The 12,173-nt window shown below is 66.2% G+C and carries 10 protein-coding genes; all 10 read left to right on the top strand.

Features of this window, described 5'->3' with window-relative positions:
• The coding region (locus ON21_RS31595; RefSeq protein WP_157171077.1) for a type IV secretory system conjugative DNA transfer family protein at positions 1 to 985 on the top strand (985 nt) is incomplete at its 5' end.
• Positions 982 to 1,875, top strand: coding sequence for a DUF4913 domain-containing protein (locus tag ON21_RS36225; RefSeq protein WP_051021548.1), 894 nt, complete (start codon positions 982 to 984; stop codon positions 1,873 to 1,875). The genes ON21_RS31595 and ON21_RS36225, both read left to right, overlap by 4 nt.
• Positions 1,872 to 2,816, top strand: a complete 945-nt coding sequence (locus ON21_RS31585) for a hypothetical protein (protein ID WP_039804146.1) — start codon at positions 1,872 to 1,874, stop codon at positions 2,814 to 2,816. Before ON21_RS36225 ends, ON21_RS31585 begins: the two co-directional genes overlap by 4 nt.
• Positions 2,813 to 3,745 (top strand): hypothetical protein, encoded by a 933-nt coding sequence (locus tag ON21_RS31580; RefSeq protein ID WP_039804144.1) that lies wholly within the window; start codon positions 2,813 to 2,815, stop codon positions 3,743 to 3,745. The genes ON21_RS31585 and ON21_RS31580 overlap by 4 nt, the downstream gene beginning before the upstream one ends.
• A 252-nt stretch (positions 3,746 to 3,997) precedes the next feature.
• Positions 3,998 to 4,861 carry an MBL fold metallo-hydrolase gene (locus ON21_RS31575; RefSeq protein ID WP_051021547.1) on the top strand — a complete coding sequence of 288 codons (864 nt, stop codon included), beginning with the start codon at positions 3,998 to 4,000 and terminating at the stop codon, positions 4,859 to 4,861.
• Between the two features lie 589 nt (positions 4,862 to 5,450).
• Positions 5,451 to 6,248 (top strand): SAM-dependent methyltransferase, encoded by a 798-nt coding sequence (locus ON21_RS31570; protein WP_039804142.1) that lies wholly within the window; start codon positions 5,451 to 5,453, stop codon positions 6,246 to 6,248.
• Positions 6,249 to 6,271: 23 nt separating this feature from the next.
• Entirely contained in the window at positions 6,272 to 7,864 is a 1,593-nt protein-coding gene (locus ON21_RS31565) for an FAD-dependent monooxygenase (protein ID WP_039804140.1), read from the top strand.
• Between the two features lie 258 nt (positions 7,865 to 8,122).
• Positions 8,123 to 9,337, top strand: a complete 1,215-nt coding sequence (locus tag ON21_RS31560; protein ID WP_306307726.1) for a cytochrome P450 family protein — start codon at positions 8,123 to 8,125, stop codon at positions 9,335 to 9,337.
• Positions 9,338 to 9,519: 182 nt separating this feature from the next.
• Positions 9,520 to 10,962, top strand: coding sequence for a helix-turn-helix domain-containing protein (locus ON21_RS31555; RefSeq protein ID WP_157171076.1), 1,443 nt, complete (start codon positions 9,520 to 9,522; stop codon positions 10,960 to 10,962).
• A 22-nt stretch (positions 10,963 to 10,984) separates the two neighbouring features.
• A complete protein-coding gene (locus tag ON21_RS31550; RefSeq protein ID WP_039804138.1) occupies positions 10,985 to 12,085 on the top strand; it encodes a hypothetical protein in 1,101 nt (366 codons plus the stop codon).
• Positions 12,086 to 12,173: the final 88 nt, after the last annotated feature.

The following is a 12,173-nucleotide window of genomic DNA, read 5'->3' as shown; positions in this document are numbered from 1 at the left end:
CGGCCGCGATCAGGACCAGACCCCGGCGCTGATCCTGCGCCACTACAAGCATCATCGCTCCGCCGAACGCATCCTCGAATCTCAAGCGCTCTACAGCCGCCAACGCGACGGCCTGTTCGACATGGCCCGCCGCTTCCTGAACGTGCTCACCGACGAGGGCTACGCCCGGATGGTCACCCCACCGCGTCGGGTGCGGCTGGCGGTCCGGGAGGCCATCGACCAGAAGACCCCCGAAACCGAACTCGTCATCGACCGGACCGAACAAGACCAGACCCATCAGCTGCCTCAGTTCGAGCCCGCGCGGTTCGTGGAATCGACCGACACGTTGTATGCGCTGTCGATGGCCGGCCCCGACGGCGCCACACCTCTCACCTCCGCACTGGTCGGGCAGATCTTGGAAGCCGCGCTGGACGCGGCACGGGCGCGCCCGGACGGGCGGTTGGCGGTGCCGCTGCTGGCGGTGCTGGACGAGGCCGCCAACTGCGCCCGTATCGCCGAACTGCCCTCGTACTACACCTACGCCGGCGGGTGCGGGATCGTGCTGATGACCATCCTTCAGGTCCTCGAACAGGGCGAAGACCTCTGGGGCACGAACGGATTGAAGACGATGCGCGCCCAATCCATCGAGGTCTACGGCGGCGGGATCGCCGCGACCGACTATCTGGAGCACTGGTCGGCGATGACCGGACCGCACGACGTCGCCGATCGCTCCCGCAGCCACGGCGCCCAAGGCACCAACCGCACGGTGTCCTGGCGCGCCGAACCCATCCTCGACACCGCGCTGCTCGCCGCGCTGCCCAAAGATCGTGCCCTGGTGCGGCTTCCGAACCACGGACCGGTCGTGGTGCGAAAGATCTGGTGGTCGGACACCCAATACGCGCCCCTGATCCGGAAATCGCTCGAACGGTTCCAGAAAGCCGCCGATCACAGCACAGCGCCAGCCATTGATCCCGAGGATCCGGCCGACGGCGGTGAACGCTCGTGAGCGCGCCAACCCCGGCGACGGGGAACTCCGCGGCGGGCAAGAACGTGCCGAACAGACCGGTGCCGCCGTCGTATCGGCATTTCACCGAGTTCGCCGAGAGGTGGTTGTGGCCGTTTGTCAGCGTCCGGCTGGCCGAGGCGAACCGGGAAAACACCTACACCTGGTGCCCACGATGGTGGGCCCACCGGGCGGTCGCGGTACGGATCGCGCATCTGCACGCCGCGTTCGAAGCGCAAAGGCGGGCCCGCACCGGCAATGGGTTCAGCGCCTTCGTGCTCTCCCACGTCGACGCCCACTTCAAGGTCATCCTCGACGCCGCCAACGGGCCCCTGCACCGCTGCACCCGCACCAGCCACATCGCCACACCCGGACTGCCTTTCGAACCGGTCTCCACCGGCTATTTCAAGCCCACCCCGGCGGCCGAGAAGTCCGACGGCGAGCAGAAGGGGCCGCCGCCGCTGTTCGAGCACTGGAGTGAGTTCGTGCAGCAGTGGCTGCTGCCGGTGACCGCGGTGCGGATCGCGGCCAACAACCGCGAAGGCCAATACACCTGGTGCCGGAAGTGGTGGGCCCATCACGCAGTCTCGGTGCGGTTCGCGGGATTGCACCGGGTGTTCGAAGCAGCCCGCGTAGCGCCCGACAAATCTGCGATGAGCACGCTGTTCACCCGCCACATCGACCCGCACCTGCGCTACATCCTCGACGCCGCAAACGGTCCCCTGCACCGCTGCACCCCCGACCAGCACATCGACACCCCCGGCCTTCCGGCCGAACCCGTTCCTGCCGCATGGTTCGGGGCTCCCGGCGCGAGCACCCCGGTCGAGCGGCTGGGGTTCGGACCCGACTTCCGTGCCTTCGGCGGCGGCTTCCCGCTGGGGGCGGGGTCGTGAGGGCGCCGACACGGGAGCAGGCGGCGGTACTGAAAGTACTGCAGAACCAGACGGTGTTCCTCAACCGGATGGTGGCCACCGCCACCGAACGCCAGCACAAGACCGGACAAACCCCGCCGCAGTCCTGGTATGAGGACTACCAAGCTCGCGCGTTCCTGCGTGAGGCACTGATCGACGCCGCCCACGCCGGCGGTGTGCCCCGCGTGTGGATCGAGCACGTGCGTGAACGCGGCGACCGCGGCACCCACTGGCGCGCCGACCTCTACCTCCGCGATCCGGAACCCACAGACTGGGACCGCGTCCTCGGTGACCTCTACGCCGACGTGCAACGCCTGGGCGCGTGGACCGCTCTGCACGCCGCTTGCGAACAGATCACCCCGGCCAGCGACACCACGACCATTGCCGAGGTCGAGGGAAACCTCCGTGCCCTGCGCTACCGGACCGCAGGGGTGGCCAACCTGCTCGGCCTCACGAGTGAGGAAGGTCATGCGCTGTGGGGCGACGCGGGGGAGTGGGCTGACGCGGCGATCGTGCCCATCGACGGTGTTCCCGCCGAGCAGGTGGTGCAGCGCTGGCGGCAGATCGCGCGTGTCGACACCCGCTCCTACGCGTTGCAAGCCACCGCATTGAACAACGCCGGAATCCGGATCGACGCTGCGGCGGCGTTGTGCACCCGTGAGGAGCTGGTCACCGCGATCACGAAAGGGCTGATCCTCCCACAGGCACTGTTCCGGTCCGCCGGCACTACCGACACCGACATCGACGCTGCGGTCGACGCCGCGATTCGCCCCGGCGCAGCCGTCCACGACACCGAAACCGACCCGCTCACAGCGATGTTCAGCCACGCCGCCAGCACTCAGGCATGGGTGTATGACCCCGCGGCCGACGGCGACATCGGCGTGCCGCAGTTCTCCTCACCGGGCGAGGGATACGGACAATGACCCGCCCACGAACGAGCACCCGCAGCGGGGACATCCCACCCGACTACGCGGACCTGCTGCGGCGCATCCATCAACTGGCCGCCGACGCTAGCCGCCTGCGCACCACCCTCCACACCGCCGACACGGAAGTCACCGCAACAACGTCGGTATTCGAGCAGATGGCCGCGATCGACCGGCAACGCGCGCTGGCGGAGATCCAAGCCCGCGACCGAGGGGTGCCCGCCGAATGGGTCGAAGTCGTGCGGCGGCTCGCCGAATCCGGCCGTACATGGAGCGACGACCACCTGCTGCCGACACCACGTCCGGCTCCCCGACGGCGAAACACCTCCCGCGTCGCCGAGGACATGCGCCAACTCACCGACATGGCTGCCATCACCGTCGCCCGCCAACATCTCCTCGGCATCGCCACCGCCGACGCCGAGCCGGACCCGGCCGCCGCCCAACAGTTGCGGCGCAACATGGAAGCGCTGTGGACCCACGCCGACCGCACCGCCACCTCCATCGACCTGGATGCCGAGGCCCGCGCCCGAGCATTCGACACCGCGACCAGGGACTTCGCCCAGCGGGTCGAGGGATACCTGCACTACAGCCTCGATGACCTCGACACCCACTGGCGCAGCTACACCAGCCCGATCATCGCCGATGGTGTCCGGCGCTCGCTGAAAAGCCTGCGCCGCATCGACGGCGACATCACCACCGACGCCGGGGACATCGAGCGGCCCCCGACACCGAAAGATCTGATCGAACGCGCCCGCGGCGCCCTGGACACCGCCATCGGAGGCCAACGCGAGACCGGAGCTGGGATCGACGCCGCGATCGTCGACGCAATGCCGGAGGCCGCGACCGACAGCTGGGACAGCACAACGGGTGTGGACGCAGCGGACACCACCGGGGTCCAGGCGTACCCGACCGCTGGGCCCGATCCATGACCGGACGCGGCCCCAACCTTCACTGCCCGCCGTCGATCCCCCTGCGAGAACCTTCGTGCCTGCTGCCGAATCCCGCATCGCCGCGGCTATGCACCCGCCCGGCGCCCCCGCTGCTGGGTGCGCGCCGTGACCCGTCCACCCGGCCGGGGCGACCCCACCCGGCCCGCAACCCGCGGACAGGCGGCCCGACCGGACGGTACGTCCCGGCGGCGGCCACGTCCACCTCGAACCCGCACCTCAGGAGACCCGATCATGACCCTCAACCTCGACCACTACACCCGCCCCGCCACACTCCATCACCACCAGCGAGGCGACCACCGCATCACCTACCTCCCCGATGGCGTTGCCCTGCTCGAACCCCGCGCCTGGCTGCCGGACTCTGACGACGAGCTGTGGGCCGCGAACCCGCATCTGATCAACGACGACGGTTATCTCGTCGCCAGTGTCGGCGCGCTGCTGGTCGAGCACGGCAACCGGGCCATGCTCATCGACGCCGGCTTCGGTCCACTGGCCGTGCCCACCCCGTATGGGCTGATGCGCGGCGGGCAGCTACTCGACAGCCTCACCACCGCGGGCAAAACCCTGGCCGATATCGAGCTCGTCGCCATCACCCACCTGCACCTGGACCACATCGGATGGCTCTGGCAAAGCGCGTCCGCCACCGCGGCCAGCCCATTCGCCGACATCCCCGTCTTGATCGGAGAGACGGAATGGCAACACCGCGATCTGGCGGCCGCCGCCGGCGTCAGCTCCGAAATGCTCGACGTCTTCGCCGACCAGGTCCACACCATTGTCACGGGGAAGGAGATCTTTCCCGGCGTACACGCCGTGTCCCTGCCCGGGCACAGCCTTGGCCATCTCGGTTACGTCATCACCTCAATCGGACACCGGCTGATCGTGTTCGGCGACGCGATGCAAACCCCACTTCAGATCACCCACCCCGAACTAACCGGCGCCATCGATGACGACCCGATCCGATCAGTCACCACTAGCCGAGCCCTCGTCGACCAACTCACCATCCCCGACACCCTCGGCTTCGGCATCCACTTCGCCGACGTACAACTCGGCCGCATAGCCACCACACACGACGGACGGCCGATTTGGGAGCCCGAATAACCCACACCAGACGCCTGGAGCGAGCGACAGCACCCACTGCGCCTCGTCGTCAACCTCGATAGGAGACCGTCATCTGAATCATCATTCGGCTCTGCCCCACATGTAGGTCCGCTCTGCGGATGCCGTCGAGCTACACGAGTCGCTGTGCCACAGGGCTCCGGACCCGCCAGGACGGTACCCACGTGTGCACGTCAGGGACGAATACAGCGAGACCGACGCATCACAACAGAGTGTTGTACAACACTGCGTTGTTAGCGCCGATCAAGTCGTGCGGGCGACGCTAGCTGCCGTGAGAAATGAGCGGCTGACGTCGCGACTACCTGCGCCGCGGGAAGCGGCCACCGTTAAGTCTTTCCCGCGTCCGCTAGGCCCGTTTAGAAGATGATGGCGGAAATTTCTGCCACCCACGGCACAACCATGCCTTTACGCGCTTGAGCTGCCGCTGACGGCGCCGACCGGAATTGCAATGAGCGCGCAGTGCGCTCCGGCAATGGCACGAACGGCCGCTGAGTCGGCCAATTCAGTTGAGAAACCGCCGTTATGGCGGACGCATCAGCGCTGATTTCCCACATCCACAGGAGCTAATTCCATGCGCGAAAGCCGCAGCCCCCTCATCCGGACAGATATCCCGCAATCGGCGCGGATCTGGAACTACTGGATGGGCGGCAAGGACTACTACGAGATCGACCGCATCGCAGGCGATGCCGGTATCGAAGTAGACCCCGACATCACCACCATGGCCGTGCAATCACGGCAATTCCTCATCCGCGTCGTGCGCTACCTCGCCCACGAGGCCGGAGTACGGCAATTCCTCGACGTCGGAACGGGATTGCCGACGATGCAGAACACCCACGAGATAGCCCAAACCATCACGCCCGAGGCCCGGATCGTCTACGTCGACAACGACCCGCTGGTCCTCACCCACGCGCGGGCGCTGCTCACCTCCACCACCGCCGAGGGCGTGGTCACCTACATCGACGCCGACTACCACGATCCCGAGCGGATCATCGCCGACGCCAACAACGTCCTGAACTTCAATGAGCCCATCGCCGTGATGTTCATGGGCGTGCTCGGCCACACAAAAACCTACGACGAACTCCTGCGCATCGTGCACACCATCATGGACGCCGTCGCGCCGGGCAGCTACCTGGCGCTGTGGGACGGCACCGACGACAGCCGCGCCTACGTCACCCTGTGCCACAACTACACCGGCACCGGCGGCACACCGTATCTCCCGCGCCCGCAGGCGCAGCTGAAAGCCGTGTTCGACGGGCTGCAGCTGGTCGAGCCCGGCTTCGTGTCCATCACCCAATGGCGCTGCGGCGAGACCGAGGTCGGTGAAACCCGGCCGATCTCCGCCTACGGCGCACTCGCCCGCAAACCGTAGCCCTCGATCAGGAAGGCCAATCCATGTCTCAAGATTCCGAAGACAGCAACCGCATCCTCATCGTCGGCGCGGGACCAGTCGGGTCGCTGGCCGCGATCATCTTGCGTCGGTGGGGCGTGGCGTGCCGCGTGATCGACAGGGCGGCCGGTTCGGCGACGACCTCGAACGCGTGTGTGGTGCATGCGCGTTTGATGGAATTTCTCGCCCACTTGGGTATGACTGACCGATTGGTCGCGCGGGGACGCCGTGCCCGCCGGATGAACTATCACTTCCTGGGCACGAACGAAGTCGCGCGACTGGACTTCACGCACCTCGACAGCAGCTATCCGTTCATGCTGAACATCAGCCAGGCCGAGACCGAGCGGATCCTGCATGAGGAGCACGCCTCGCTCGGAGGCGCCATCGAGTGGAACACCGAACTGGTGTCCCTCAGCACCGACAGCGCCGGGCGCATCACCGCGCGGGTGGTGAACAAAGCCAACGGTCGGGAGGAGATCCTGCATCCCGAGCGGCTGATCGGGTGCGATGGGGTGCACAGCACCGTCCGTCGGCAGATGGGTATGACCGTCGTCAGCGGTAAGTACTACGCCGACCAGATGAGAATGACCGACGCGCCGATATCCGGTCTCCCGCTGTCCAGCGACGACCTCGATTACCTGGTCGAACCCGACCGCATGACGCTGTTCATACCCCTGCCCGGTGACATCTACCGGCTGTTGGTCAGCGATATGAGCGTCAATCCCGAAACCGAAATCACGCAGGAGGCATTCCAGGCGGTGCTCGACCGCTGCTTCCACGGCTCGGTCACCCTTGGCCAGCCCGAATGGGCGTCGAACTTCACCATCCGCATCGGCATCAGCGACTACCGGCGCGGCAACGTATTCCTTGCCGGGGATGCCGCCCACCACCACTCACCTGCCGGCGCTCAAGGCATGAATCTGGGCATGCAGGATGCCTACAACCTCGCCTGGAAGCTGGCCCTGGTCACCAGGGGAGAAGCCCGCGAGGAGCTACTCGACACCTACCAGCCGCAGCGGCGCCCGGCAGCCGAACAGGTCATCAAAAGGACCGAAACGCTGCACGACCTGCTCATGGCGCACGGCACGCCGCTCGCCGAGCGCCTCGCGATCATCCGGGAACCAGGATTCGTCGAACAAGCGGTGAACGGAATATCCGGGATCGCCACCACCTACCGGCACACAGTCCCCCCAGCGCCGGGTATCACGTCGCTCGGGGGCCTCGTTGCCGGGGACCGCGCCCCCGACGTTGCCCTGACCTCCCGACAGCGCTTGCACGAACTGCTGCACCATCCCGGACATACGTTGCTCGTATTCCAGCGAACCGCCGAGACGATTCCAGCGTTGACGGCATTGCGAGACCGGGTAACGCACCGGTTCGGTGAGCGGGTCCGGGTTTCGGTGATCACCTCTCCCGAGCAGCGTCGCGGCGCACCGGACGGTGCTGTCATCGCCGACACCGCCGCGGCCCACAAGCTGTATGGCGCCGACGAAGTCGGCATTTTGTGCTTGCTGCAGCCCGACGGCCACATCTTCGGACTGTGCGAATTGCCCGAGCAGGAGGCACTTCTCACCGCCATCGGCACCGTCTTGGCCTAGCCCCACCAAACGCAATTTGCCGCACTTTCACCGCCCACTACGGTCTCGGAGCCCTCACCCACACCGACAACGTTGGGTGTTGCGTCCAGAACGCTCCACGCTCCGGCGGCTGGAGATGCGCGCCCCAGTCCTGCCGACGACCGCTGCCTGCCCTCTGGAGTCCCGTCAATGTCCACCCCGCCCTCATACCAGCACCCGATGCCTGATCGCTGCCCTGTCGGGCACGGTTCTCCCTACGGCACCGGAGACGTTTCCCGAGTGTCCCTGCACAGTCTGGAGTTCGCCGCTGACCCGCACGGCACCTACCGGTCGTTGCGTCAGCAATTCGGGTCGGTAGCACCGGTCGAGTTGGCCCCGGGTGTTCCGGCGATGTTGATACTCCGCTACCGCACGGCGGTGACCATCTTGAACGACCCGGCCCGTTTCCCCGCCGACCCGCGGAAGTGGGAGCGAAGCATTCCGCGGGACTCACCCATTCACGCGATGCTCGGCTGGCAGCCCGCCGCCCGGTTTCACGACGGTCCGGCGCACGAACGCTACCGGCAAGCGTCGTCGGACCCCATCACGAAAATCGACCTGCATGGGCTACAGACCCTCGTCGAATCACTGGCCATCCCGCGCGTCAACACCTTCTGTGGGCGAGGCAGCGCCGACCTGGCCACCGACTACGCGTTCCCAATCGTGTTCGATGTCCTCAACCACCTGATCGGCTGCTCGCCGGAGATAGGAAACGACGTCGCTGCGGGTATGGCCGCGCGCTTCGACTCCGGCCGCGATGCGGCCGCCGGGATGGCCAGAGCCACCGCAGCACTGATCCGGCTGATCCGGCGCAAGCGCGTCGACCCTGGCGACGACATCACCTCACGGCTGGCGCACCATCAAGCCGACCTCACCGATCGCGAAATGCTCGCTCAGCTGCTGAGCATCTACGGCGCGGGGATCGAACCGATACGCAACCTCATCATCAACACCCTGCTCCTGATGCTCACCGACGACCGTTTCGGCGGCGGCCTGCTCAGCGGCGCCCTCACGACCCGAGACGCACTCGACGAAGTGCTGTTCACCGACCCGCCGATGGCGAACTTCTGCGCCACCTACCCCCGCCAGCCGACCATGGTCGACCGAAGCTGGATACCAGCTGACCACCCCGTCCTCATCAGCATCAGCGCATGCCATCGCGACCCCGAGATCGCTGGCGGTGACCTCATCGGCAACCGCTCCCACCTCGCGTTCGGCGCCGGACCACACCTGTGTCCAGCCAAGGACGTGGCCTACCTCGTCGCCGAGCACGCCATCAACCAACTCCTGGACGTTCTCGCCGACGTGCGACTGGCCGTGTCCGTACAACAGTTGACCTGGCGCCCAGGACCATTCCACCGCGCACTGCAGCAACTGCCGGTGACCTTCCCCAGCACAAGTCCACTGGACATCAGCACGTCAATCTCAACTAGACGACCCGCGCACAGGGTGTAGCGAGAGGCCGCCGAGCCCTCGCCCGACGAGGGGCGGTTGAGGCACCTAGCCCTTCTCGCCTCTTAGGAAGGAATACAGCGGCACCGGGCTGTACCGTCAGGACCACCAATCTCGCCTGCTGCCAGAACATCTCCTCAGATGATTCTGTCGCTGCCGCAGTAGTCATTTCGGGAGGAGTCGAAGTGGAGGGGGCACACCGACCCACATGGTTGAGGCGTGAGACCGATTCGGGCCACATCCGCAACGTCGGCGAGGTCATTCGTGAATATCGGCTGGCTATCGGGTTGAACCAGGCCGCTGTCGCGAGCGCACTGGGGATCACGCAGCAATTCCTCAGTCAGGTCGAGACGGGTACCCGCAACCCAGACGTCGATCACCGTCGGCGCATTGCAGAGGTTCTGGGAATTCCACTCGAGGAACTCGGCATGGCCGGTCGGCAACGACGGCGAGCCGCAGAGGCCGTGACGCCGGCAGCCGTGGTGGCCAGCCGAGGACGCTGGCGGGTACAACGGCATTGGCTCAACCGGCATCGCGCCGAACTCGGCCGGCTGGCGGCGCACTGGTATCCGAGTGATACCCGGCTGCCCGGGACCTCGCTTCTGACAGGGGAGGGCTGGCTGCCTTCTCAGCCGGTCGAACTGCAGTCGGTTCGATTGCGCTTACACGAAGGACCTCAGCCCGTCCAGGTGGCTGGTACCGAGGAGCAAACGTTGGCAGTTCGGCCGCTGCGTACGGCAGAGACCGCCTTCGATAGTTACTCGGCGGCGGTGAAACACCTCGACCCGCCGCGGCTGTTCGAGTCCCGCCCGAGTTACCGCTTGCTTGCTGGCTCGGTCTCGTCAGGAGTGCTGGACTTCGGGCTGGGGTCCTACTTCGACAAGCTCGACGTCTCCGAGGCGCTGGCGCATGAGCTGGCCGCAGCGTGCATGGAGCACTGGCCAGGTCACGTCTCGACGTTGCAGGGGCGGTTGCCGTTTCGTGAGTTGGTGGGTGATCCCTTCGAACCGGCGCGGCGTGCGATGATACCGGCGATCACCACTCTCACGATCCGGCTGCGCCGGTATCCCGCTGAGCCATCGTTCTTGCTGCATTGGCGTGACCCCGCCCGGGTGGCGACAGCTGCGGGCATGTACGACGTCATCCCTGCCGGTGAGTTCCAGCCGTCGAGTGTTGCGTTATGGGATCGGCGTAATGACTTCTCATTGTGGCGCAACATAGTCCGCGAATTCGCCGAGGAACTGTTGGGATCGCCCGAGCACGACGGCAGCCGTAGCGCGGCGATTGACTACGAACGGTGGCCGCTGTACCAGCGGCTCGGTGCCGCCCAGACGGAAGGCAAGATCCGTGCCCATATCCTGGGCCTCGGGGTCGATGCGCTGACCCTGGCGGCAACGATCCTGACGGTAGTTGTCATCGACGATGATGTCTTCGACGACGTGTTCGGCACGACTGTCCAGTTCAACGACGAAGGTGAAGTGGTCGCCGTCGAAGGCGGCCGAGCCGCCGACGGTGTGCCGTTCACCGCAGCGTCGGTCGAGCGATTGTTGGAGAATGAGCCGGTTGCCGCGCCGGGCGCTGCCTGTTTGACGTTGGCGTGGCAGCACCGCGACAGCTTGATCAGCTAGGGCCGACCATGCGGAGGAAGTGATGGGTGCCAGTCCCCGCACGCTGACTACCAGCGAACGCGCATGGCTCGACGTGCGTGCCTACCAGCGGTCGCATCGACCCACCCTGGACGCCGCGGCAGCGGCGAGCTACCACGCCGCAAACCGGGTCGCCGGTACTCCACTGCTGACCCGCCTCGAATGGATCCCGCCCTCGCCGCTTCCGCTGGACGACGTCACCCTCGAATGGTCAGCAGATGACCGCGCGGCTGCCCCGCCGCCGAGCAGATCGGTACTGCCCGTGCGCACCAGCGACCAGCAGTATGAGACCTACGCCGAGGCCGTGGGGGAGATAGCCGCCCCCGCGGTGTTCGAAAACCGGCCGACCTACCGTCTACTGCACGCTGAGCTGGCCAGCGACACCCCGGTACTTAGATTCGGCACGGGCCGCTACTTCGACAGCGTCAACGTCGGCGAAGCCGCTGCTCACGAATTCACCGCCGCCCACCTCGGGCACACGGTCGCCGACGGTATCCGTGCAGCCATCATCGACCCCTGTGATCCGAGACAGCGGCCCACCAACCTCGCGATCAGCACATTGACCATCCGTCGAGACGCCGCCGGCTCGCAGTCGTTTCTGCTGCACTGGCGCGATCCCCGCAAGGTCGGGCACGCCGGAGGCATGTATCAAGTCGTGCCGGTGGGAATCTTCCAGCCCTCTGGGTACGCCGCATGGAACGTTGACAACGACTTCTCCCTGTGGCGCAACATGGTGCGGGAGTTCGCCGAAGAACTGTGCGGAGCAAGCGAAGACCACGGCAGTGACCTGGCACCGATCGACTACGAGGCATGGGAATTCGCGGTCCGGCTCGAGAAAGCGCGCCGCGACGGCGCACTCACCGTCTACTGCCTCGGACTGGGAGTAGACCCGCTCAGCTTCGCCACCGACCTACTGACGGCCGTCGTCATCGACGCAGCGACCTTCGATGAGCTGTTCACAACGGCCACGGCTGGCAACGCCGAAGGCCGCATCCTCGAACTACAGCCGTTCACCCACGAGCAGGTGCAGCGCGTCATCGACGAGCACCCCATGCAGGCCGCAGGGATCGCAGCCCTACGGTTGGCCATCACGCAGCTGGGCTGATCCATCACAACAGGACGTTGTACAACACTGCGTTGTTAGCATCACCGACCTCGCGCGGGCGACGCTATCGGGTATGAACTGCTACGAC

This window comes from Nocardia araoensis NBRC 100135 (assembly GCF_000308435.1).
In the GTDB taxonomy this organism is placed as follows: Bacteria; Actinomycetota; Actinomycetes; order Mycobacteriales; family Mycobacteriaceae; genus Nocardia; species Nocardia araoensis.
This window is presented reverse-complemented; position numbering and strand designations above follow the sequence as displayed.